Origin of the sequence: Archangium gephyra, from assembly GCF_049060025.1 — a bacterium.
Classification (GTDB): Bacteria; Myxococcota; Myxococcia; order Myxococcales; family Myxococcaceae; genus Archangium; species Archangium gephyra_A.
In genome coordinates this window covers 2,463,243-2,485,897 of sequence record NZ_JBMEQQ010000002.1, presented here as the reverse complement: position 1 = coordinate 2,485,897, position 22,655 = coordinate 2,463,243, and the positions used below count along the sequence as shown (strand labels likewise).

Sequence of the window (22,655 nt, the reverse complement as noted above, 5' to 3'; positions counted from 1 at the left end):
CATGAGCGTCCAGGGACCCCCGGCGGGAGAGCTTCGGAAGTGGCTGCGTGCGTGGCTGGCGGCGCGCTTGGGGGTGCCCCTGGACGCGGTGGACGAGGCGGAACGCTTCAGCCACCACGGGCTCGACTCGGCGGGGGCCACCCGCCTCGTGGCGGACCTGGCGGGCCTGCTCGGGCGCTCGCTGCCGCCCACGCTGGTGTGGGATCACCCCACGCCCGAGCAGCTCGTGCGCTACCTGGTGGGGCAGGGGGCTCCGGCCGTCCAGGCCTCGCGGGCGGACGTGCCGCGCGTGACGTCCGAGGAGCCCATCGCCCTCGTCGGGATGGCGTGCCGGTTCCCGGGAGGAGCGGAGGAGCCGGGCGCCTTCTGGCGGCTGCTGTGCGAGGAGCGGGAGGGAGTGACGGAGGTGCCCGCGTCACGTTGGGACGTGGCGGCGCTCTACGACGCCGATCCGGCGCGTCCGGGCCGGATGAGCACCCGCTGGGGCGGTTTCCTCGGGCAGGTGGACGGGTTCGATCCGGACTTCTTCGGCATCTCGCCGAAGGAAGCGGTGCGGATGGATCCGCAGCAGCGGTTGATGCTGGAGCTGTCCTGGGAGGCGCTGGAGGACGCGGGCATCGCGGCGGGGACGCTGCGGGAGTCGCTCACGGGCGTCTTCTTCGGGGCGATGTGGAATGACTATGCCCGGCTCCCCCGGGCGCTGGAGTCCATCGCGCAGCACACCGCCACGGGGCAGGATCTCAGCCTCATCCCCGCCCGCGTCTCCTACACCCTGGGGCTGCAGGGGCCGAGTCTGGCCGTCAACACGGCGTGCTCCTCCTCGCTGGTGGCCATCCATCTGGCCTGCCAGGCGTTGCGGACGGGCGAGGCCACGCTGGCGCTGGCCGGAGGTGTGAACCTGTTGCTGTCGCCGGATGCCACGGTGGCGATGTCGAAGTTCGGGGGGATGGCACCGGATGGGCGCTGCAAGGCCTTCGACGCGCGCGCCAACGGCTATGTGCGCGGAGAGGGAGGCGGGGTGGTGGTGCTCGAGCCCCTGTCGCGGGCGCTGGCCCTGGGTCATCCCGTAGTGTGTGTCATTCGCGGCAGCGCGGTGAACAATGACGGTTTCAGCAACGGGCTGACGGCGCCCAACCCGCGCGCCCAGGAGGCCGTGCTGCGGCAGGCCTACGCGCGGGCGGGTGTGGACCCGGCGCGCGTGCACTATGTGGAGGCGCACGGGACGGGCACCCTCCTGGGAGATCCCATCGAGGCGCGGGCCCTCGGTGCCGCGCTGGGCCGTGGGCGTGGCGCGGAGCGGCCGTTGAGGGTGGGCTCGGTGAAGACGAACATCGGCCACCTGGAGGCCGCCGCCGGAGTGGCCGGGCTCATCAAGGTGGCGCTCGCCCTCCGGCACCGCTTCCTGCCCGCGAGCCTGCATTTCCTCCGTCCCAACCCGCACATTCCCTTCGAGGCGCTGGGGCTGGAGGTGGTGAAGCAGGCGCGTCCCTGGCCCCATCCGGAGGAGCCGGCCCTGGCGGGGGTGAGCGGCTTTGGTTTCGGGGGCACCAACTGCCACGTGGTGCTGGAGGAGTGGGTTGCGGGAAGGGACGGGCCCTCGCGGGCGCCGCCGCTGCCCGCCACGCGGCCCGGGGTGGTCTTCGTCTTCCCGGGGCAGGGCGGGCAATGGCGGGGGATGGGGCGGGAGTTGATGCAGCAGGAGCCCGCCTTCCGCGCCGCCCTGGAGCGCTGTGACGAGGCCCTCCGGGTGTGGACGGGGTGGTCCGTCCTGGAGGAACTGGCGGCGGGCTGTCCCCGGTGGGGAGACATCGACGTGGTGCAGCCGGTGCTGTTCGCGGTGGAGGTGGCGCTCGCCTGCCTCTGGCGCTCCTGGGGCATCGAGCCGGCCGCGGTGGTGGGGCACAGCATGGGGGAGGTGGCCGCCGCCCACGTGGCGGGGATTCTGGGGGTGGAGGACGCGGCCCGCATCATCTGCACGCGCAGCCGGTTGTTGCGCGAGGCGAGCGGCCGCGGCGCCATGGTGGTGGTGGAGCTGCCGCCGGAGGAGGCGCGCGCGCTGCTGGAGGGCCGCGAGCACCAGGTGTCCATCGCGGCCAGCAACAGCGCCACCTCCACGGTCCTCTCGGGCGCGGTGGAGCCGCTGGAGGCCCTGGTGCGCGAGCTCGATGGCAGGGGCCTCTCGTGCCGCTGGGTGAAGGTGGATGTCGCCTCGCACAGCCCGCAGGTGGAGCCGCTGCTGGTGCCGTTGCACGAGGCCCTCGCGGACGTGAGCCCCTCCCGGGGCAGTGTCCCGATGGTGTCCACCGTCACCGGAGCCGTGGTGGATGGGCGCCGCCTGGGGGCCGCCTACTGGGTGCGCAACCTGCGCGAGCCGGTGCTGTTCGCGCGGGCCATCGAGCGGCTGGCGCGGGAGGGGTGCACGGGCTTTCTCGAGGTGGGCCCCCACCCGGTGCTCACCCGGCCGGTGGAGGACGTGCTGCGGCACCTGGGACGGGAGGGCGTGGTGGTGGGCTCGCTCCAGCGGGACGCGCCCGAGCGGCCCGCGCTCCTCGAGGGGCTGGCCCGTCTCCAGGCCGGAGCCGGCGCACCGGTGTCCGGTGGAGGGGATGTGCCGCCCCGGGCCCAGGTGTTGGTGCTCTCCGCGCATACGCCACAGGCCCTGCGGGCACGCGCGGAGGCGATGCGGGAGGTGCTCGGCGCGGAGGGAGCCCCGGGTCTGGAGGATGTCTGCTACTCGGCGGCCCTGCGCCGGGAGCACCTGGAGTGGCGGCTGGCGGTCCGTGGCGGCTCCCGGGAGGAGCTGGTGGAGGGGCTCGGGGCCTTCCTCCAAGGCGAGCGCCGGACCGGAGTGGCCTCGGGTCACGGCCGGTCCGGGAGGGAGGAGCGGCTGGCCTTCGTCTTCTCCGGGCAGGGGACGCAATGGCGGGGAATGGGGCAGCGGTTGCTCGCCCAGGAGCCGGTGTTTCGCGCGGCGGTGGCGCGCTGTGATGAGCTGTTGGGCGAGGGGCTCGGGTGGTCCGTGCTCGAGGAGCTGCGGGCGGCCGAGGCCGGGTCCCGTCTGGAGCGGACGGACGGCGCCCAGGCGCTCCTCTTCACGCTGCAGGTGGGGTTGGCCGAGCTCTGGCGCTCCTGGGGCATCGTCCCGGACGTCGTGGTGGGGCACAGCCTGGGGGAGGTGGCCGCGGCGCACGTGGCCGGGGCGCTGAGCCTGGAGGACGCGGTCCGGGTCATCCTCCACCGGGGCAGGTTGCTCCAGCGCACCGAGGGCCAGGGAAAGATGCTGGCCGTCTCCCTCTCGCGCGTGGAGGCGGAGGCGCTGGTGGCGGAGCACCCGGGCCTCATCGAGGTGGGCGCGCTCAACGGCCCGGGCAGCACCGTGCTCACCGGGGACGGGGCCGTGCTGGAGTCCCTGCACGCGCGGCTCGAGGGCCAGGGCGGGCGCTGCCGCTGGGTGTCCTCCGAGTATGCCTTCCACAGCGCGCGGATGGAGCCGGTGCTGGGGGAATTGGTGGAGGCGCTCGCCCCGCTTCGCCCCGGGCCGACCCGCGTTCCGTTGATTTCGACGGTCACCGGCGGGGAGGTGGCGGGGTGGCGTCTCGACGCGGACTACTGGGCGCGCAACGTCCGGGAGCCGGTGCGCTTCGCCGAGGCGATGGCCTCGCTGCGGGCGCGGGGGCGCCACGCCTTCGTGGAGCTGGCCCCCCACCCGACGCTCGGCGGCGCCGTCCTCTCGTGTCTGGGGCCGTCCGGCGAGGAGGAGGTGCGGGTCCTGCCCTCGCTGGCGCGGGGGCAGGATGATCGGGGCGTGATGCTCGCCACGCTGGGAGCGTTGTTCACGCTGGGACGGCCCGTGGACTGGCGCCGGCTCCACCTCGAAGGAGGGCGGCTCGTCCACCTTCCGTCGTACCCGTGGCAGCGCACGCGCTTCTGGCTCCCGTCCACCGGGGCTTCCTGGGCCGTGGATGTGGAGTCCTCGCCCGGGCGCGAGGAACGGGCTCCCGCCTTGTCCGGCCCCCCGGAGGAGGCGCCGGCCCGGCTCGCTCCCGTGCTGGCTGGCCGCTCCACCGAGGAGCGACGCATGCTCCTGCGCGACTTCCTGGCCCGGGAGCTGGCCCAGATCCTGGACGTACGGGCCGAGACGCTCGACCCGCGCCGGAGCTTCCTCGAGATGGGGATGGATTCGCTGATGGCGATCCGTTTCCTCGACAGGCTGGGGCAGGGCCTGGAGATGAAGCTGGATGCCGTCCTCGCCTTCGAGTTCGACAGCCTGGACGCCCTGTGCGGCCACCTGGAGCGGGTGACAGCCCGTCCACCGGGCCGGCCAAAGCCAACGGCGATGGCAAGCTGACGGCGGCTTCGATTCCCGCCGCTTCCAATATCGTTATGTCATCGAGCGGCCCGAGGAGAGCGCTAGGAGCACGGCGTGGAGCAGTAGTCGCAGCTGGGATAGCCGTTGATCATGCAGCTCTGGACGCATGCCAGCTGGCCCTGGTTGGGCGGCCGACAGGTCGGGGGGCACGGCGTGGAGCAGTAGTCGCAGCTGGGATAGCCGTTGAGCATGCAGCTCTGGACGCATGCCAACTGGCCCTGCTCGGGCGGCCGGCAGGTCGGGAGTAATTCCGCGGAAACGGCGGATGGATCGCTGACGTCGGACGCCGCGTCCTGGGCCTGCGCGAGGGGGATGGCAACGATGAAGACGGCGGCCCAGACGAACCTTCCAAGAACACGAGGCAGACGCATTGGCAACTCCATACGCCCCAGGGGACATCCCTGGGGGCGGTCGTGGAGCTTATCAACTCATGGCATGGATGGGGGCGCGATGGGTCTCAGTTGCACGAGTACGTGTACGTGCTCGGCGTGCTCCAGGTCCCATCGGGGTTGATCGCCCGCACCGTGTAGCCACTGATCGGGTAGCTCGTGCCCCAGCAGTCCCGGGCACGGACATCGTTTCTGAAGGCCGTGGACAGGCTCCAGTTCCCCCTCCTGCGCAGCTTCTCGTAGGCGGCGACACGGTCCACGGCTTCGATCCACGTCGAATCGGCGGCGAGCGTGTTGCGGCGCGTCTCCAGGAACTTCTGCAGCCAGGCGCTCTCGGTGATGCCGTTGTACCCAATCGCCGGTGCCACCTGCCCGCTGTTGCCGAGCGCGGAGTTGGTGGTCCTGATGAGGGCGCGGATGCCAGACTCCCCGTGGTTGATGTACGCGTCATACAGCGCGGCCTTCGAGAGCGCCGTGGTGAGCCCCCACTTGCCGGCCTCGTTCATCGCCGGCGTGTAGTAGAGCCGGTCGCTGACCTGGTCCTGGCAGCTCTTGAAGTCCGCCCGGGTGGTGGTGTTGTTGTAGCTGGTGGCCCAATCGCCCACCCAGTTCCCGATGCTGTCGAGCTCGGCCGTCGATGCCTGATCCTGGCCCGTCGAGAGGTAGCGGTTGTTGATGGTGGTGAGCCCCGGCATGTATTTGGCCAGCAGGTTGCCGTTGGCGGCGGTCCGGAGGTTCCGGTAGCACTCGACGACCTGGATGGCGTCCCCCGTACCGGTGCAGAAACCCGCGCGGCCGTTCGTGTACCCGCGGCCGTCGTAGATGTTTTCCGCGTACGCGTAGTTGAGGGTGGGCGTGTCGTTCTCCCAGATGCTGGTCAGGGCTTCCGCCACCTTCTTCTGGTTGGCGGTCAGCCCGGGCCCCGTCTCCCCGCTGCCGCAGCTCGGGTCGCTGATCTGCACGTTGGTGGCCGTGAACGAGGCGGTCGAATTCGTGGAGTAATAGAACGTGTACGAGGCGTTCACGCCGATCGTCAGGCCCGACGTCCTGGAGTACGTGCAGGTCGTGCCGCTCTGGGTGTGCGTCCAGCCCGGCTCGTCATAATCACACGTCACACCGCTCGGGACGTTGAAGGCGATCCGCGGGCTCGTCATGGCGGCCGCGCCGGTGTTCTTGAACGTGATCGTGCCCCAGTAATCCGGGCTGCCCAGGTAGGTGTTCGTGGTGAGGGTGTATGCACAGGCCGCGAGGGCCTGGTTCATCGCACCCGGGCGCGGCTCCATTCCTTCCGTCTCCACCCCACCACAGGCCGTCAACGTGGCGGCCAGGCTCGCGATCCAAAGTCTGCTCATGGCTCTGATTCCTTTCAATACGAGACAACCGGCCGCACAACGCACGCGCGCCTCCGCGGCGGGATGCCGGGAGGCGCGTTTGGGTCAGCCCTCGATGGGGCTCGCCGGGGGTTCAGCTACCGGGTCGTCCAGGTCCCGGAGGTTGAGTTGTAGTAGATCTTCCCGCCCTGGAAGTTCTGGACGGTGTTCCCGCTGGCGTCCTTGTATTCATCGGTGGTGGGGTAGCCCAGCCAGCTATTCTCGGAGCCCAGGTTCGCCCAGGCCGTTCTGATCGCACCGCGAGTGGGGTGCGCGCCCGTCGTGGACGACCAGTGCATGGAGCCCCCCTGGAACTGCTGGTAGACGCCGCCGTCCTTGAGCCCTCCCACCTCGTCCATCTTCGGGTATCCCAGGAAGCCGTTCTCGCTCTCCAGCGCGCGCCACTTCGAGGAGATGGCCCCGGTCGTGTAGTAGGCGTCCGCGTAGGCGGGAGTCCAATGGATGAAGCCGTCCTGGAACGACTGGTAGCACCCTCCACCCACGAGGTTGCACCGCTCGGGGCCAATCGGATACCCGAGCTGTCCGTTCTCGGAACCGATCGCGCGCCACTTCCTGCTGATGGCCCCTCGGGTTCCCCAGGCGTAGGTGGTGGGAGACCAGTGGATGAAGCCCTTCTCGAAGACCTGATAGCACCCGTTCAGGACCAGGCCGCACCGCTCGGCGGTGGTCGGCTTCCCGTAGTACACCTCGCCCCCATCATCCTGCCACCGCTCGCCAATGGCGCCCTTCAGCCCATAGGGCAGCCCCTGGTAGTTCTTGCTGGTGATTCTCTGGCCGACGAAGAAGCCGTTGCGGTACTCGAAGGTCGAGAGCGCGCCGCGGGTGGTGAAGTCGGAGCAGTGGATGGTGTTGAAGTGGAGGTGGACGCCGGTGGCCGAGCCCGTCATGCCAGCGCCGCCGAGGTACTGCCCGCGCTCCACGATCTGGCCGCGTCTGACACTGACCGTGTTGAGGTGATTGTACTGGGTGCAGAAGTTGTTGCCGTGATTGATGATGACCTGTCTTCCGTTGATGGCCGGAGACGGGTTGCCATCGTAGTCGGCCACCTGCACGGTGCCACCGGCCGCGGCCCAGATGGGGTCATTGGTGCTCATCCCGATGTCAATCGCGTACCCCAGGTAGGGATTGCTGAGGGCATGGGGATACTGGGTGACGGTATAGGTCCTCCCGCCAGGGAAGGGGAGATACAGCTCCGGCGCGGCGACGCTGGACAACGCGCTGAGTCCCACCAGCAGTGACAAGGCAAGACCGGCGTTCGACGCGGTCCTTCGGTGCAGAGTGCTCATCGGCTCCTCCTCGGGGTCGTTCTCATTCGTAAAGACGGAGAAGCGCGGCGCGCGTCCCACGAGAAGCCAAAAAAATTCGGAGCGCCGCGGGCCCGTCAGTCCGCCAGGAGCAGGCGGAGGCTGACGTCGAGCTGGCTGTACACGAGGCGCAGCATGCTCTCCAGCTCGTCGGGCGTCAGCCGCAGCCGCGCCATCAACTCCTCACGGGTGAGCGCCAGCAGCCGCTCGCGGGCGCGGGCAATCCAGCGGGCGACGGTGGAGCGGGGGGCCTGGTACGTGGCGCTCACCGCGTCCATGGACAGGCCGTGCACGTGGTGCAGCCGCAGCAGGTTGCGCTCCCGGGCCTCCAGCCGGCCCAGCGCGGCGCGGAAGGCCACGCGGAAGTCCTCCTGGTGCCGCTCGCGGATGAAGGCCAGCTCGGGGTCCGCGCCCAGCCGCTCCGCCAGCGCCACCGGGGCCGACTCCATGGACACCTCGCGTGGCGCGGCACGCTGCCGGTCGATGTGGAGCCGCAGCGCCACCGCCCGCACCCACTGCCCCAGCGGACCGCGTCCGGAATAGGAGGCCAGCTTCGGCGGTGCCCCCTCCGCCGGGACCAGCAGCCGCTGGCGCAACAGTTGCCGCAGCTCGTCCACGAGGGCGGGCTCCTCGCGCGGCAGCCACGTTCCCACCTGGGACAGCACGTGCGCGTCGAGCGCCTCGAGCGCCCGTGCCTCCCCCCGCACGCAGGCGAAGGCGAGGAAGAAGTCCGCCGCGCGCAGGCTCGTGAGCACCTCGCGGGCCTCGTCCGTGGAGGGCAGCCGCTCCGCCACGTAGGCGAGGAAGGCCCTCGCGTCCATGTCCACCTCCGGCCACGCCGCGCGCGCCGCCCGCACCAGCCCCGCGAGTGCCTCGTCCAGGCCGGGAAGCGCCCGGAGCGCCGGGACGAGCGCGTGCGGCGCCCGGGACAGGAAGGACTCGGTGTGCTCGGACGTCACGGACCACCTCCACCGGCAGGCCCGCCCCCACGGGCGGAAATGAGACACAGCGCCCCGGCGCAGGAGGGGTCGTGGGCGGACAGCCAGGACTGTACCTCGCGCGCGCGGGGCGCGTAGACGGGCGCGCTGCGTGCGTAGGCCTCCTGGGCCTCCCGTGCCAGGGCGAGCGCCCGGGGCCGCTCCCCGCGCGACCGCCAGAGGACACGGGCGAGCGCGAAGCGCGCCCGGCCCAGCTCGGGCGGGGGCAGCTCCACCCGCCTGGAGAGAGACACCGCCCGCTCCAGTGTCTCGCGGGCCTCGCGCAACTGGCCGTCCTCCACCAGCGCCTCGCCCAACATCCCGAGCGTCAGCGCCACCCGCGGGTGCTCCGCCCCGAGTGCCTGCTCGCGCAGCTCCAGCGCCCGCCGCAGGTAGGTGAGGGCCGGGCGCGCCCTGCCCAGGCGCAGCTCCACGTGCCCCAGGTTGTACAGCGCACTGGCCACCTTCGGGTGGTTGGGGCCGAGCGTGGCCTCCCAGAGCTCGCGCGCCGCCTCGAAGTGGGCGCGCGCGTCTTCCAGGCGGCCGGCGTCCATGGCCACCCAGCCCAGGTTGTTGCGCGACAGGGCCACGTCCGGGTGCCGGGGGCCGAGGTGCGCCTCCTGGATTTCGAGCGCCTCCCGGTAGGCCGCCTCCGCCTGGGCGAGCTGTCCCAGGTCCCCCTGGGCATTGCCCAGGCTCAGCAGCACATGGGCCACCCGCAGCCGCTCGCCCTCACCGCCCTTGCGCAGACTGGCCAGGGCGCGCTCGTAGTGGGGCAGCGCCTGCGCGAGCTGGCCCTGCCGCGAGAGCGCATCGCCCAGGTTCATCCGGATCATGCTGGTGCTGGAGTGCTCCGCCCCGAGGCGGCGCTCGGCCAGCTCGAGGGCCTCGCCGTAGCGCGCCACCGCCTCGGCCACCTTGCCCTCGAGCCGCAGCGCGGTGGCCAGGTTGTTGAGGTACTCCGCGCGCAGCGGGTGCTCCCGGCCGTACACCGCCTCCACCAGCGCCAGGGCGCGCGCATACTGCTGCTCCGCCTCGGCGTAGCGCCCCATCGCGTTGAGGGCCATGCCCATGCCCGTCAGGACCTCGGCGAGCGCCACGTCCTGGGGCCCGCGCGCCCGCTCCAGCAGGGCCAGGGCCTCACTGGCGTCCGCGAGGGCGCGTGCGTACTCGCCCTGCCGGTAGCCGAGGCTGCCGCGGACGCGGTGCAGCTCCGCGGCCACCTCCAGGGAGGCCTCGGGCCCCAGGCGTTCCAGGGCCGCCTCCGCCATGCGCGCGGTGCGCTGGGCCTCCTTCACCAGGCCCAGGCCCTCGACTTCCGTATAGAGGAGGCGGTTCCACGCGCGCGCGGCCGTCTCGTCGTCGTGTCCGGCCTGCGCCACGCGCACCGCCTCCTCCAGCGCCTCGCGTGCCACCGCGAAGCTGCCGGCGGTGCCCCGCAGCTCACCCAGCAGGACCAGGGCCTCCGCCAGCGTGGGCCGGTGTCCCAGTCCTCGCAGTGCCGCCACCACCTCTTCCAGCCGGGGCAGCACGCGCGCATGGAACCCGGCCGCGCCCTGCACGCGCAGCCCGTCCAGCTCCCGGCGCAGCGCCGCCAGCTCCCGCCGGGCCTCCGGGGCTTCCGGCAGCGGGTCCACGCGGGCGAGCACGTCCCGGTCCGCGCACGCGGCGAGGGAGGGGAGCTGTCGCGCGGCTTCGGGTGCCCGGGGGAGCGCCTCCCGCTCGCCCCCCTCCAGCAGCTCCACCAGGTCGTGCAACGCCTGGCGCCGGCCGTCCAGGCACGCGGCGCGCAGGTCCATCAGCCGCTCGGACTGTGCCTGCCGCACGCGCGTGTCCTCGCAGGACTGCCGCTCCTGGGCCACCAGCGCCTGGGCATAGGCGTCCAGCGCCCGCGTGGTGGACTCGAAGGCGTCCGCCCAGCCCGGCTGCGCGCCCTGACGGAAGCGCTGCTCCAGCCGGGCCCGGCGCGCCGCGTCCCAGGTGCCCTCCAGCCGGGCCTCGAAGCCGGTGCACACCCGCGCGGCGTCACCCTGGGCCAGGACGAAGCCCACCGCGGAGCTGGCCGCCACGCCCGTGGCCAGCGCCGCCGCCGCCCAGCGCCAACGGTGTCCGCGCGCGCCGGACTCGAGCCGGGAGAGAAGCGCGTCCAGCGAAGGGTGGCGCGAGTCCGGCTCGGCGGCCAGGCCTCGCAGCACGGCGTCACGCACGGCACCGGGCACGCGCGCGCCGCGGGGCGGGGGCGTCACCCGTCCCTCGCGCAGGGCCCGGACGCGCTCCGCGGTCGTGTCACCCGCGAAGGGCCGCTGGCCGAAGAGGGCCTCGTACAGCGCGACGCAGAAGCTGAACTGGTCGCTGCGGGCGTCCGCGCGCAGGCCCCGCCACTGCTCCGGGGACATGTACGCGGGCGTGCCCTGCCGGACGCCGGTGATGGTGTCGCCTCCTCGCGGCGGGGCCACCCGGACGAGCTCCTCCCCAGCCCAGGTCTCCGGCGGGGTCAGAGGCGAGGGCTCCGCGCGCGCGAGGCCGAAGTCGGTGACGTGCACCTGGCCGTCGTCCCCCAGCAGCACGTTGTCCGGCTTGAAGTCGCGGTGCACCAGCCCCACCGCATGCGCGGCGGCCAGCCCGTGGCCCGCCTGGAGGAAGCGCGAGAGCGCCTCGCGCCACGGCCGGGGCGACTCCGTCAGCCAGTGGCGCAGCGTCCGCCCCCGCACCAGCTCCATGGCGAGGAAGACGGTGTCGCCGTCCAGGCCCACGTCATGCACGGTGACGACGTTCGGGTGGGACAGCCGGGCCAGCGCCTGGGCCTCGCGCACCAGCCGCCCGCGCGCCTCCGCGTCCGCCACCGCCCCGGGCTTGAGCAGCTTGAGTGCCACCTCCCGGTCCAGGTCCGGGTCATACGCGGCGAAGACGACGCCCATGCCTCCCTCGCCCACGCGGCGCAGCAGCACGTAGCGCCCCACGTGCGTCCCGGGCCCTGGCGTCTGGGCCGGCCCGGCCGGTGCCAGGGACTCCAGGCTCTCCGGGGACAGGGCTCCTCCTCCTTTGAGTCCCGCCACCACCGCGCAGCAGGCCGCGCACCCATCCAGGTGGGCCTCGAGCCGGGCCACGGCGTCCGCGGACAGGCGCCCCTCTTCCCACTCCAGCAGCTCGTTCTCGTCAGGACAGGGAGTCATGAGAATAACCGTAAGGCCGCATAAGCTGGGAAATATACTTCACCGGAACTCCCGGCCGAAATGGGAAGGCGCCTCGCTCACCCGAGCCGGCCGGGCTCCAGGCTCAGGAAGTGGAACCGCGCGAGGTAGCCGGTTTCCTTGGGGCTGCACGCATACAGCCCCGCGCTGACCATCACCCCTGGCCCGTCCTCGTGCAGGTGCGCCATGCGGATCTGCGACCAGCGGGTGCCGTCCAGGGACGTCTCCACGAGGTAGTCCGGGCCCTCGCGGCGGATGCGGAAGGACACCTCGTCCACCGCCTGGGGCAGATCCTGGGTGGCCCAGTCCGAATAACCCTGGTTCGTCACCACGGAGCCCAGACGGTTGGGGCCATGGGGCTCGAACTCCACCGAGGTCTTCAGCCAGCAGTCCGGGGAGAAGCGCACCATCAGTCCCGCCTGGTCGTACTGGTGCACCGGCTGGAAGCGGACTCGCGTGACGAGCACGAAGTCCCCCTCCACCCGCGCGTGGAGGAAGTGCCCGTTGTCCACCTGGAACCCGTAGTGGGTGCGCTGCCAGAAGTCCGTCGAGGCGTCGGGCGTGAGGACGAGCCCCGGCTGTCCGGGCCGCACGGACCATTGCCTGGGTTCATGGAGCCAGCGCAGGCGCGGCTCCAGGGAGGCGCTCGTGAAGGACTCATGAAGGGGCGGGAAGGGTTGGTTTTTCATCGGTTCTTCTTTTTACGAGGCGGCATGCCAGGGCTCCAGAAGTCCGCGCCCGGACAGGGGGGGCCCCTCGCTGACACAACGGTGACGTGCCGGAGGGTACGAGCAACTCATGGCCTCCCAAGAGCGCGTCGAGTCCCTCCGGGTGGAAGTGGAAGAGGAAGTGAAGCCCAGGCTGCGCGGTGTGTCACACGCGGTCGCGTTCGTGGCGGCGCTCGCCGGGTGCTTCTTCCTGGCCCTGGCCCCGGCGACGGGCGTGCGGCACCTGGCGGGCATGGTGTTCGGCGTCAGCCTCGTGCTGATGTTCGGCATCAGCGCGACGTACCACTGCCCCAACTGGAGCCCCGCCACCTCCCAGCGCATCCAGCGGTTGGATCATGCGGCCATCTACGCCCTCATCGCCGGCTCCTTCACGCCCGTGGCCATGCTGGACGCGGCGGGAGGCTGGGGCCCGCGGATGCTCTGGGTGATGTGGATCGCGGCACTCACGGGCGCCGGGCTCGCGCTGCTGGGCCGCTCCGGGCCGCGCGGGCTCCGCTCCCTGCTCTATGTCGTGCTGGGAATGGTGTCGATCCCGGTGATACCGCGGCTGCCGGAGGTGATTGGCCCGGCGCGTGCCGGGTGGCTCGTCTTCGGGGCCGTCATCTACGCCCTGGGCGCCGGGGTCTACGCGCGCAGATGGCCGGACCCCGTCCCCACTGTCTTCGGCTACCACGAGGTGTTCCACCTCATGGTCATCGCCGGCGCCTCCGTGCACTACGCCGTCATCTTCGACGTGCTGTGGGCGGGGTAGGTGCTCACAGCTCGTCGCACGGCGTTCCCAGACGGACGCCCGCGTACACGCCCAGCTCGTTGTAGATGAGCGCCAGGTTCTCGTGGATGGGCACCGGGCGGAGCTTCCGTCTTGTTCTTCTTCTTCACGATCCACATCGAGGGCTGCTCCCGGTCCAGCAGGAGCTGGAGCTCGCCCTTCTTCGTGGAGAAGATCTCCCCCTTGGAGTCGGAGATGACGTTGACCATCTCCTGCTGCTTGAGGTTGCCCCGGGGCCCGATGAACACCCGGAAGGCCTTCTGCTCCGACGGATGGAAGCCCCGGTCCACCAGGTAGTAGGTGCCTCGTGGATCTCTCAGCAGGGCGTAGGGCGCGTACTTCCGCGGGCTCGGCTCGTACGTGGCCTGGCGCAGCAGCTCCCTCGCCTTGGCGGGCTCGAGCACCGTGAAGGGCGTGTCCCGGTTCCCACAGCGCACCGTGCAGGTCTTCGCCTCGGCGTTCAGCCTGATGGCGCCGTACGGGCGGAGATCCCGTCCGTAGTAATTGTCGTTCGCGTTGGTGTCGACGAAGCGCGGTTCGAAGAAGAGATAGCCGGGCAGCCGGACGTCGGCGGGCCTGGGAATCTCGAAGAACCGGCGCCCATCCCCGTAGAAGAACTGGAACTTCCCGTCATCGGTGGGCATCACCACGGCGTAGTGCTCCTGGCCATCGGTGCACACCGAGGTGGACTCCAGCCGCATCCGTTGACGCAGGGTCTTCTCATCACCCCAGGGGGGCTCCAGGGCCAGGGCCCCACCCGAGGAGAGAACCACCGTCAGAACGAAGAATCGTGCGAGTGACATGCGTGGCCGCTCCGCCTACAGGTTGTCCAGGAAGAAGGAGGTGGTCTCCTGCTGGGAGAAGGTTCCCGTCCCCAGGGGAGTCGTCCAGACCACCTTCTCCGCCTCGACGCGTGGCTCCATGGTCCCGCCAATCCGGCAGTCCAGGGCCTTCACCCGGGCCTGGACGGTCCGCCGGGCCTCCTCGGACCGGCTGCACAGCTCCTTCAGCGCCTCGAGCGGAGGCGTGCAGTAGCTGGAGATGCTGTGCTCGTTGAGCTGCTCGTCCGAGACGGAGTCCCAGACGATGCGGGCGTCCACCGGCGCGCCGCAGGCCTCGTTCAGGGCCTGGGCCGACTTCGTGAACTCCCGCTGCTCCTCCTCCAGCCAGAACGTCCGGTCGAACTGCTCGCCCCGGCCGAGGGTGCCATCCTCGAGCTGCCGCTGGTACAGCGCGTAGACGTCCTCGGCCTTCAGTGCCTGGGTCCGCGTCTCGTCGAGCTCGAGGGAGACCACTTCATCCCGGTTGAGCACCGTGAGGTAGTAGTCCTCGAGGCTCCCCCGGCGCTCCACGTTGAGGAACCGGATGTCGCGGCCCCGCCAGCGCGCGTAGAACTCCTTCGAGCTCGGGGTGGCCTGATGGAGGAGAACCTTCCCGTTGGCGTCGTCCTTCGTGCCCTGGAAGTAGAGGAGGAACTTCCTGCCCTCGGCGGGCAGGAGCGGGATGATCGTCAACGTCTCGCCGCTCGACGCGGAGAGCACCTTTCCCTGTCCCACGGCCTCGGAGGTGCTGGGGCGTGTGCCCCGGGCGCACCCCAGCGCGAAGACCAGGGCAGTCATTGCCAGTGCGAGTCTCAAGCGTGTCACCTCGATGTGGGCCCGGCACGCGCGTGGCTACGGCCACGGGTCAGAGCGGGATCTCATATAGCTTGCAGTACTGACGCACCCGGGAGCGCTCCGAGGCCGGGACCTGGGCCCACTGCGCGCGGGCATTGGAGAGATCCCGGTCGCGGCAGTGCGCGCGGGTGAGGAGCGCGTAGGAGGCACCCGACAGCACGACACGCTGGCTGCGGCGGCCGAGGCGGATCGCCTCGTCGACCTCGCCGCGGGTCAGCGCCTGCTCCGCCGACTCGAGATCCTTGCGCGCGGCCTCCGGGAGGACCTCGGCGGGGGCCTGCCGCTCCTGCGGACGCGCCTGCTGCGCCGTCTGACGGGCCGGGGTGCCCGTGGAAGAGGGAAGGGGAGCGTCCGGAGCCGGTGAGGGCGTGCCAGCCGCCCGCTCCACGGGGGCCTCGGAGGGAGGGGTGGACGGAGGCGCCGAAGGAGGCGCCGCGGGCGCGGGCTGGGTCACGGCCACCGGGGACACGGGCTCGGAAGCCGGCGCCGATGAGGCTCCGGGGCGCAGCCACACGAAGAGGGCGGCGAGCCCCATCAGGGCCACCGCCGCCACTCCAGCCACCCGCGCGGGCTTCGTCTTCGGGCGTGCTTCGGGGGCCGGGGTTTCGGAACGCGGCTCCGTGGTCCTGGGGCTCGAGGGCGGTGCGCTCTCGGCCGGGCGCCGCCTCCCAGCGGCGGTGGCGGCGGGATCCTGCCCGGCGAGGGTCTGGAGCGGGCTCCCCGTCAGCTCGGTGATGAAGGTGTCGACGTCCGGCTGGCGATCATCCGGCCGTTTCGAGAGGGCCCGCTCGACGGCCTCGACGACGTGGGCGGGCGCCTCCGGTGCGCGGGGTGCCAGCGGCTCGGGCGCCTCGTGGACGATCCGGTAGATGAACTCGGGGAGACTCAGTCCGGCGAACGGCCCCTTGCCGGCGAGCATCTCGTAGACGAGGCAGCCGAGGGAGAAGAGATCGCTCCGGGCGTCCACCTCCCGGTTCTTGCCCATCGCCTGCTCGGGCGCCATGTACCGCGGCGTCCCGAGCAGCACGGAGTCCTGGGTCTGCAGCGTCTGGGAGTCGAGGATCTTCGAGATGCCGAAGTCGAGCAGCTTCACCCGCTCGCCCGCGCCTCCGGTCTCGTTGGGGATGAGGAAGACGTTGTCGGGCTTGAGATCCCGGTGCACCACGCCCGCGCGGTGGGCCGCCTGGAGGGCCGCGCCGATCTGCCGGGTGATGTCGAAGATCTCCTCGAGCGAGAGGCGCCCCTTCTTCAGCCGCCTGGCGAGGCTCTGTCCCTGGAGGTACTCCATCACCAGGAAGGGAGCGCCGTCCTCCAGGGTGTTGAAGTCGAGCACCTCGATGATGTTCGGATGACCGAGCCGGGAGGCGATCTCCGCTTCGCGGCGGAAGCGCACGTACACGTCCGGGCCCAGCTCCACGTTCTTGCGCAGCACCTTGATGGCCACCTGTTTGCCAGGAAGCCGCAGGTGGCGGGCCAGGAAGACCGAGCCCATGCCGCCCCGGCCCAGCACGGAGCAGATCTCGTAGGTGTCCCGCAGCACCGTTCCAACGGGGAGCTCGCCAGCAGAGGGTTGGGTCATGGTGGATGGCGTTTTCGCGAGTGAGCGGGCTCGCTTTCTAGTCCGGAAACGCGGGTTTTGCCAGCCACCTGGAAGTCCATCCGCCGGCTCCATCTCCCGAGTAGCCGCCGAAGTCACCCGGAGGATTCCTCCCGCGCCTCTCCGGGCCGCCACAGCCAGGCGGCCCCGCGGACGCCGCTCGAATCTCCGTGCAGGGCAGGGCGCAGGGGCGTGTCGGCCTCGGCTCCGAAGACCCAGCGCGGCAACTGCTCCGGCACCAGCCGGTACAGGGCGGTGATGTTGGACATGCCGCCGCCCAGCACGATGACGTCGGGATCCAGGATGTCGATGACGTGGGCGAGACCGCGCGCCAGCCGGTCCGCGTAACGCTGGAGCGCCGCGACCGCCGGGGGTTCACCGGACTCGGCGCGCGCGACGATGTCCGGCCCTCGGAGGCGGGTACCGGTGAGCCGCGCGTAATCGTTCTCGAAGCCCGTGCCGGACACCCACGTCTCCAGGCAGCCCCGCTTGCCGCAGTAGCACTCCGGGCCCGGGGTTTCCTCCGGCGTCGGCCACGGCAGCGGGTTGTGGCCCCATTCGCCGCCCACGCCGTTGCGGCCCGCGTGGGGGCGCCCGCCGAGTGCCACGCCCGCGCCCGTCCCCGTGCCCAGGATGGCCGCGAACACCACCGCCTCCCCGGAGGCGGCTCCGTCGCTCGCCTCGGACACCGCCAGACAGTTGGCGTCATTGGCCAGCCGGACGGGGCGGCCCAGCGCCCGGGCGAGGTCGCGGTCCAGGGGGCGCCCGTTCAACCACACCGAGTTGGCGTTCTTCACCAGTCCGGTGCGGGAGGAGAGGGTGCCCGGAATGCCGACACCCACGCTGCCGCGCCGGCCCGTCTGCTGCTCCAGCCGCGCGCACAGGCCGGCGATGGTCTGGAGGGTTGCCTCGTAATCGTCACGCGGCGTGGACACGCGGTGGCGTCCCAGCTCGCGTCCATCGTCGGCGAGGGCGAGCGCCTCGATCTTGGTTCCACCCAGGTCAATGCCGATGCGCACGTCCTACGACGCTCCTGTGGGAGGGACGGAAATCATACCGCTCCCTGTCGCGGGCCGAGCCCCTCTCGTTGTAGTCATGGCGGCATGTCCATCCGTTACTGCAATCCGGTGCACGGTGCCTACTTCGCTGACCCCTTCGTCCTGCGGACCCAGGAGGGCTATGTCGCCTATGGCACCGGCAAGGTGGTCGACGGGCGCGCCTTCGAAGTGCTCACGTCCCCGGATCTCGTCACCTGGCGCAGTGTGGGGGGAGCCCTCGAACTGCTGCCCCCGGAGGCCGGAAGCGACTACTGGGCGCCGGAAGTCGCGGAGGCCGACGGACGCTGGTGGATGTACTACTCCGTGGGGCGTGGGGACGTCGGCCACCATCTGCGGGTCGCTGTCGCCGACCATCCGACGGGCCCGTTCATCGATCAGGGCATCAACCTCACTCCGGATGAGCGCTTCGCCATCGACGCGAGCCCGTTCCGGGACGAGGACGGCACCTGGTACCTCTTCCACGCCCGGGACGTGCTCGAGGGCGACCGGGTCGGCACCATGCTCGCCGTCAACGTGCTGGACGGCATGACCCGGCTGCGTGGGCAGAGCCGCACGATTCTTCGGCCCAGTGACGACTGGCAGGTGTTCCTCCGCCAGCGGACGATGTACGGGCAGGTCTACGACTGGCACACGCTGGAAGGCCCGTTCGTCCGCAAGCACGAGGGCCGCTACTACTGCTTCTACTCCGGTGGGAACTGGACGGAGTCCTCCTACGGTGTCGCCTACGCCGTGGCCGATCACCCGCTCGGGCCCTGGGTCGAGCCGGCGGGCATCCCGCCGTTGCTGAAGACCGTGCCGGACAAGGTGATCGGCCCCGGGCACAACTCCGTGGTCACCGGCCCGGATGGACAGGACGTCATCGTCTACCACGCGTGGGACACAGGGCGGACGGCTCGCCGGATGTGCATCGATCCCATCCTCTGGAGCAAGGAAGGCCCCCGCGTGCTCGGGCCATCCTTCACGCCGACCCAGCTTTCCCGCGTGGCATGAGACCGGCTACCGCTCCGCGGGCGGGGGCACCGGCAGCAGGTCGCCGGAGAAGGAGAACCCGAGCGCCAGGTACGGGAAGAAGGCGGAGGAGTCCGCGCCCGTGCGGTAGCGGTGGGCGAGCCACCAGTTGACCATCAGCAGGACGGTGGGCGAGTTGAAGCGCGCGCCGTCCCGCTCCGCGAAGGTGTAGGCCACCACGGGGCCCAGGCGGTGGGTGGTGTTGAGGTTCTCCTGGGGCTCGCCGGGCGAGAAGTGGCCCGGAGTGTAGAAGGCGTGCGAGGACGCCCAGCGAAGCCCGACCGTGAGGCCTCGGCCCGTCTGGTACAGCACGTCGGCGTCGTTGACGAAGTACCAGCCCCGGTTGGGCGCGAGCACGTCGTAATAGATGTCGTAGAAGACGCGATCTCCCTCGCGCATGGACATGTCGGGGCGGACCAGGCGGAAGAGGCTGCGCGCCACCACGGGACCCAGCTTGAGCTGGAGCGTCGCGCCGAGCGTCAGTTGCGTGCCCGAGTTGGCATAGGGCCTGCGGGCGTCTCCCGCGGGGAGCTCATCGCGGGCATACAGCTCCGTGTCGCTGAAGTTCGAGCGCGGCGAGGGGAAGGACTGGAACTGCCGGAAGGTGCCGAAGTTGCCAACGAACTCATACATGCCCCAGAGCTGGAGGATGCTGAGCGGCTGGAACTCCACCACCACCCCGAGCCGTCCGAAGGCGGGGCTGAGCCCGGGCGCGAGGCCGACGCTCACGAAGTTGTCGCGCAGCGCGAGCGACTCACTGCGGTAGAGCCGGTAGCGGTAGCTGAGCCGCGCCTCGTCCAGCAGGCCCAGCGGGTTGAGGCGGGCCACCAGCAGGTTGCGGTACACGAGCCGGTGCTGCGGCGGTGGCCCTTCCTGGAGTGTTTGCGCGGAGACGCCCGAAGCGGTGAGGAGGACCAGGGCGGTGAGCACGGCGAGGCAGTGGGAGCGCTGCATCGAGACCTCGGGGACGGCGTGTGGGTGCCTTTCCGGCGCAGTGTACAGTCCCCACTCCGCGAGTCTTGTCCTCGCGCGGCATGGGACATGCTGCTAGAGCCCTGGCGCGAGAGGATCGCTCCGCCATGAATGCCTCCCGCTCGCCCGTCGGGACACTGCTCGCACTCCTATCCGCCCTGGCGTTCAGCTCGCTCGCCGTGTGGGGGAAGCTCGCGCAGCAGCTCCAGCTCCCGACGTACACGCTGCTGCCGTGGCGGTTCGCCCTGGTGGCGCTCGTCCTGTTTGGCTTCGGCGCGGCGCGCGGGCCCTTCACCTGGCGGGACCGGCGGGTGATGGGGGCGAACGGGCTCCTCTACGCGCTCGCCACCACCTGCTACTTCCTGGCGCTGGCGCGTATCTCCGCGGGCGCCACCGGGCTGCTGCTGTACCTCGCCCCGGCCTTCGTCGTGCTGTACGTGTGGCTGCTGGGACGGCGGCCCCACGGGGTGCAGCTCGCCGCGGTGGCCCTCACCGCCGTGGGGCTGGGGCTCGTGGTGGGCCTGCCTGGCGCGGGGGACCGCGATGCCCTCGGGCTGGGCTTCGGGGTGCTGACCGGTGCGCTCTACGGCGCCTACCTGCTCTACAGCGAGCGCCGCCTGCACTACCCGCCGCTCGCCGCGACGGCGTACCTCTGCCTCACGTCGGCCATCGGGTTCGGCCTCATGGGCGCCCTGACCGGCACGTTCGGAGTGCCCTCGAGCGCCGCCGCGTGGGGGGTGATTGCCGCGACGGCCGTCTTCCCCACGCTGCTCGCCGTGCCCCTGCTGTTCATGGCCATCCGGCGCATCGGCGCGGCGCGGACCAGTGTGCTCGCCACCACCGAGCCGCTCTGGACGGTGCTGCTGGCGTTCCTGGTGCTCGGCGAACCGCTGCGCGCGGGCACGCTCGCGGGAGGCGCGCTCATCCTCGCGGGGGCGCTCCTCGCGCAGCGTACGCCGCCGGGCGAGCCGCGATCGGAAGTGGAAGTCACTCCGCCCGCCGGATTGTGAGCGGGCGTCTCGCCTCGGAAGTCCGGCGGTGAGCCGGACGGCCCTCCAGGCTTCAGCCGTTCGTCTTCGGGGCGTCCGCCTTGCCCCGGCGCATCACGCGTTGGACCCCGAGCACCCCGAGGAGCACCACCGTTCCGGCCACGATGCCCACCACGGCGTTGGCCAGGGCCTCCGTGAGCCCCCCCAGCAGACCGCCGATGATGGACACCTGGCCCGCGTGATGGGCCAACCCCTCGATCCCGTGATGCAGCGTGGAAACGCCGTGCGCGATGATGCCGCCGCCGACCAGGAACATGGCCGCGGTGCCGGCGATCGACAGGAACTTCATGAAGTAGGGCGTCCCATTCAGGAGGCCCAGCCCCAGGGTGCGCTGGAATCGCGCCCAACCGCTGTCGCCGGTCCGCCGGGAGAGGAAGAGCCCCGCGTCGTCGAGTTTGACGATGCCCGCCACCAGCCCGTAGACGCCCACCGTCATCAGGACGCTGATGCCGGTCAGCGCCAACACCCGCGTCATGAAGGGCGCGGCGGCCATGACGCCCAGCGAGATGACGATGATCTCCGCCGAGAGGATGAAGTCGGTGCGCACCGCGCCCTTGATCTTCTCCTTCTCGACCGCCACCAGGTCGACGTTCGGATCGACCAGGGCCTGGGTGCAGCTCGGCGTGGTGGGCCTCGACCTCGGCCTCGCTGTGCAGGAACTTGTGCGCCAGCTTCTCGACGCCCTCGAAACAGAGGTACAGGCCGCCCAGCATCAGCAGCGGCGTCACCGCCCAGGGGATGAAGGCGCTGATGGCCAGCGCCGCGGGCACCAGGATGGCCTTGTTGAGCGTGGAGCCCTTGGCCACGGCCCACACCACGGGCAGCTCGCGGTCGGCGGTGACGCCGGTGACCTGCTGGGCATTGAGCGCCAGGTCATCTCCCAGCACGCCCGCGGTCTTCTTCGCGGCCACCTTCGTCATCACCGACACGTCGTCGAGGATGGTGGCGATGTCGTCGAGCAGTGCGAGAAGGCTGGTTCCGGCCAAGAGAAGACTCCTTGAGTTGAATGCGGCGGAGCATAGGGAAAACGAGGGTCGTTTGTGGAAGAAGAGTGGATTCCACCCTGGGTGAAACCCGGAACGGCGCGGACCCCCGGCACCTCTGAAAAAAGAAGATGAAAAAGCCAAAATTACCTGTAATCATGGCTTTTCTTGTTTTTCTAGCTGCCTGAAGTCTTGTAGGGAAGCCGTCCACAGGCCCTCCGGAAGGGCCTTCTTCCCTGCGTCCCACTCATGCCTTCCGGAAGGTGAAGGGCCGAGGGACGCGCCTGCTTCTCTCGCAGTCCCCCCTGGATGGAGGTCCGTATGAGCACCCGGAGCATGAGTGGTCAGTCCTTGAAGTGGTTGGCGGTCCTGGCGGTGGTGGCGGCGGGCTGTGGCGGTGGCCAGTCGTCCGTGGAGAGCCTCGAGCTGAAGGGCGTGGACGAGAGCCTCGGCAGCAGCGCCGAGGCCATCACGGCCTGCGTCACCGCGGGCTCCAGCCTGCAGACGACCACGGGGCTGAACCTGCGCAGCGGGCCCGGGACGACCTACGGCATCCTCCTGACGATGCCGGGCGGTGCCATCGCGAAGGAAGCGGGCGGGGGTTGCCCCACCAGCGGTTGGTACAAGCTCACCTACAGCGGTGTGACGGGCTGGGCCTCGGGCAGCTACCTCACGGTGGTGGCCAGCTCCTCGACGGCGCGCGACGCCGCCATCGCCAAGGCGAAGAGCGGGATGGGCTTCTCGTACTGGTGGGGCCACGGCGCCTGGAACCCGGGCTCCGCCGTGGGCTCGTGCTCGGGGAGCTGCCCGAGCTGCACGCACAGCGGCTCGTACGGCGCGGACTGCTCCGGCTTCCTCGCCAAGGTGTGGGTGGTGCCCAGCACGAACACCAACGTGGCCGTCGACTCGCACCCCTACAGCACCGTCAGCTTCAACTCCGACACCACCCAGTGGCGGACCATCTCCCGTGACGTGCTGCTGAAGGCCGACGCGCTCGTCTACAACCAGGATGGCGCCGGCCACACCTTCGTCTACGAGTCGGGTGACGGCTGGGGCAGCATGTGGGCCTACGAGTGCAAGGGCTGCGCGGCCGGTTGCGTGTACAACCTCCGCACCGCCACCACCACGTACCACGCCATCCGTCACTTCTAGTCCCTCCGCGGTGGGGAGGTGGCGGCCGGGTGCGTGAGGCCC

Annotated in this window: 16 protein-coding genes and 1 pseudogene; 5 read left to right on the top strand and 12 right to left on the bottom strand. The window is 70.9% G+C overall.

Annotation, left to right across the window (positions count from 1 at the left end; genetic code table 11):
* The first annotated feature begins 1 nt into the window (after position 1).
* On the top strand, positions 2-4,348 hold the full coding sequence (locus tag ACN28I_RS10670; RefSeq protein WP_420941957.1) for an acyltransferase domain-containing protein: 4,347 nt from the start codon (positions 2-4) through the stop codon (positions 4,346-4,348).
* 478 nt (positions 4,349-4,826) lie between these two features.
* Here the strand turns inward: ACN28I_RS10670 and ACN28I_RS10665 are convergent, their stop codons facing one another.
* The 5 genes from ACN28I_RS10665 to ACN28I_RS10645 all read right to left on the bottom strand — a co-directional run bounded on the left by ACN28I_RS10665 (position 4,827) and on the right by ACN28I_RS10645 (position 12,310).
* Entirely contained in the window at positions 4,827-6,110 is a 1,284-nt protein-coding gene (locus ACN28I_RS10665) for a chitosanase (protein ID WP_420941956.1), read from the bottom strand.
* Positions 6,111-6,226: 116 nt separating this feature from the next.
* The gene (locus ACN28I_RS10660) at positions 6,227-7,435 is read right to left on the bottom strand and encodes a peptidoglycan DD-metalloendopeptidase family protein (RefSeq protein ID WP_420941955.1); all 1,209 of its coding nucleotides are present in this window, start codon (positions 7,433-7,435) and stop codon (positions 6,227-6,229) included.
* Positions 7,436-7,530: 95 nt separating this feature from the next.
* Positions 7,531-8,412, bottom strand: coding sequence for a sigma-70 family RNA polymerase sigma factor (locus ACN28I_RS10655; protein ID WP_420941954.1), 882 nt, complete (start codon positions 8,410-8,412; stop codon positions 7,531-7,533).
* On the bottom strand, positions 8,409-11,603 hold the full coding sequence (locus ACN28I_RS10650; protein ID WP_420941953.1) for a tetratricopeptide repeat protein: 3,195 nt from the start codon (positions 11,601-11,603) through the stop codon (positions 8,409-8,411). The genes ACN28I_RS10655 and ACN28I_RS10650 overlap by 4 nt, the downstream gene beginning before the upstream one ends.
* Before the next feature lie 77 nt (positions 11,604-11,680).
* On the bottom strand, positions 11,681-12,310 hold the full coding sequence (locus ACN28I_RS10645) for a DUF1349 domain-containing protein (protein WP_420941952.1): 630 nt from the start codon (positions 12,308-12,310) through the stop codon (positions 11,681-11,683).
* Between the two features lie 109 nt (positions 12,311-12,419).
* Between ACN28I_RS10645 and trhA the strand changes: the two genes are divergently transcribed.
* Positions 12,420-13,100, top strand: coding sequence for a PAQR family membrane homeostasis protein TrhA (gene trhA, locus ACN28I_RS10640; RefSeq protein WP_420941951.1), 681 nt, complete (start codon positions 12,420-12,422; stop codon positions 13,098-13,100).
* Here trhA and ACN28I_RS10635 read toward each other — a convergent pair.
* The 4 genes from ACN28I_RS10635 to mak all read right to left on the bottom strand — a co-directional run bounded on the left by ACN28I_RS10635 (position 13,064) and on the right by mak (position 17,410).
* Positions 13,064-13,921 (bottom strand): hypothetical protein, encoded by an 858-nt coding sequence (locus ACN28I_RS10635; protein WP_420941950.1) that lies wholly within the window; start codon positions 13,919-13,921, stop codon positions 13,064-13,066. The genes trhA and ACN28I_RS10635 overlap by 37 nt on opposite strands.
* Before the next feature lie 15 nt (positions 13,922-13,936).
* Entirely contained in the window at positions 13,937-14,737 is an 801-nt protein-coding gene (locus ACN28I_RS10630; RefSeq protein WP_420941949.1) for a hypothetical protein, read from the bottom strand.
* 67 nt (positions 14,738-14,804) lie between these two features.
* Entirely contained in the window at positions 14,805-16,373 is a 1,569-nt protein-coding gene (locus tag ACN28I_RS10625) for a protein kinase domain-containing protein (protein WP_420941948.1), read from the bottom strand.
* Between the two features lie 113 nt (positions 16,374-16,486).
* Positions 16,487-17,410: a fructokinase gene (gene mak / locus ACN28I_RS10620; RefSeq protein ID WP_420941947.1), complete on the bottom strand. Its 924-nt coding sequence runs from the start codon at positions 17,408-17,410 to the stop codon at positions 16,487-16,489.
* An 84-nt stretch (positions 17,411-17,494) separates the two neighbouring features.
* Between mak and ACN28I_RS10615 the strand changes: the two genes are divergently transcribed.
* Positions 17,495-18,439, top strand: a complete 945-nt coding sequence (locus tag ACN28I_RS10615; protein WP_420941946.1) for a glycoside hydrolase family 43 protein — start codon at positions 17,495-17,497, stop codon at positions 18,437-18,439.
* Between the two features lie 6 nt (positions 18,440-18,445).
* Here the strand turns inward: ACN28I_RS10615 and ACN28I_RS10610 are convergent, their stop codons facing one another.
* Positions 18,446-19,411, bottom strand: coding sequence for a hypothetical protein (locus tag ACN28I_RS10610; RefSeq protein ID WP_420941945.1), 966 nt, complete (start codon positions 19,409-19,411; stop codon positions 18,446-18,448).
* Positions 19,412-19,536: 125 nt separating this feature from the next.
* Between ACN28I_RS10610 and ACN28I_RS10605 the strand changes: the two genes are divergently transcribed.
* On the top strand, positions 19,537-20,439 hold the full coding sequence (locus ACN28I_RS10605) for a DMT family transporter (protein ID WP_420941944.1): 903 nt from the start codon (positions 19,537-19,539) through the stop codon (positions 20,437-20,439).
* A gap of 52 nt (positions 20,440-20,491) precedes the next feature.
* Here the strand turns inward: ACN28I_RS10605 and ACN28I_RS10600 are convergent, their stop codons facing one another.
* Together ACN28I_RS10600 and ACN28I_RS10595 are read right to left on the bottom strand one after the other, a co-directional pair.
* Positions 20,492-21,058: a DUF808 family protein gene (locus ACN28I_RS10600; RefSeq protein WP_420941943.1), complete on the bottom strand. Its 567-nt coding sequence runs from the start codon at positions 21,056-21,058 to the stop codon at positions 20,492-20,494.
* Between the two features lie 97 nt (positions 21,059-21,155).
* A pseudogene (locus ACN28I_RS10595) lies at positions 21,156-21,398 on the bottom strand (DUF808 family protein); the annotation flags it as partial.
* 384 nt (positions 21,399-21,782) lie between these two features.
* On the opposite strand from ACN28I_RS10595, the gene ACN28I_RS10590 reads away from it, so the two are divergent.
* Positions 21,783-22,613 (top strand): SH3 domain-containing protein, encoded by an 831-nt coding sequence (locus ACN28I_RS10590; RefSeq protein WP_420941942.1) that lies wholly within the window; start codon positions 21,783-21,785, stop codon positions 22,611-22,613.
* The last annotated feature ends 42 nt before the right edge of the window (positions 22,614-22,655 follow it).

Excerpts from the sequence above, each read along its gene's own strand:
- ACN28I_RS10645 (WP_420941952.1), bottom strand. The coding sequence starts at position 12,310 with ATGAAAAACCAACCCTTCCCGCCCCTTCATGAGTCCTTCACGAGCGCC.
- ACN28I_RS10630 (WP_420941949.1), bottom strand. The coding sequence starts at position 14,737 with ATGACTGCCCTGGTCTTCGCGCTGGGGTGCGCCCGGGGCACACGCCCC.
- ACN28I_RS10635 (WP_420941950.1), bottom strand. The coding sequence starts at position 13,921 with ATGTCACTCGCACGATTCTTCGTTCTGACGGTGGTTCTCTCCTCGGGT.
- ACN28I_RS10615 (WP_420941946.1), top strand. The coding sequence starts at position 17,495 with ATGTCCATCCGTTACTGCAATCCGGTGCACGGTGCCTACTTCGCTGAC.
- ACN28I_RS10650 (WP_420941953.1), bottom strand. The coding sequence starts at position 11,603 with ATGACTCCCTGTCCTGACGAGAACGAGCTGCTGGAGTGGGAAGAGGGG.
- ACN28I_RS10590 (WP_420941942.1), top strand. The coding sequence starts at position 21,783 with ATGAGCACCCGGAGCATGAGTGGTCAGTCCTTGAAGTGGTTGGCGGTC.
- ACN28I_RS10605 (WP_420941944.1), top strand. The coding sequence starts at position 19,537 with ATGAATGCCTCCCGCTCGCCCGTCGGGACACTGCTCGCACTCCTATCC.
- ACN28I_RS10610 (WP_420941945.1), bottom strand. The coding sequence starts at position 19,411 with ATGCAGCGCTCCCACTGCCTCGCCGTGCTCACCGCCCTGGTCCTCCTC.
- trhA (WP_420941951.1), top strand. The coding sequence starts at position 12,420 with ATGGCCTCCCAAGAGCGCGTCGAGTCCCTCCGGGTGGAAGTGGAAGAG.
- ACN28I_RS10670 (WP_420941957.1), top strand. The coding sequence starts at position 2 with ATGAGCGTCCAGGGACCCCCGGCGGGAGAGCTTCGGAAGTGGCTGCGT.
- ACN28I_RS10660 (WP_420941955.1), bottom strand. The coding sequence starts at position 7,435 with ATGAGCACTCTGCACCGAAGGACCGCGTCGAACGCCGGTCTTGCCTTG.
- ACN28I_RS10665 (WP_420941956.1), bottom strand. The coding sequence starts at position 6,110 with ATGAGCAGACTTTGGATCGCGAGCCTGGCCGCCACGTTGACGGCCTGT.
- ACN28I_RS10625 (WP_420941948.1), bottom strand. The coding sequence starts at position 16,373 with ATGACCCAACCCTCTGCTGGCGAGCTCCCCGTTGGAACGGTGCTGCGG.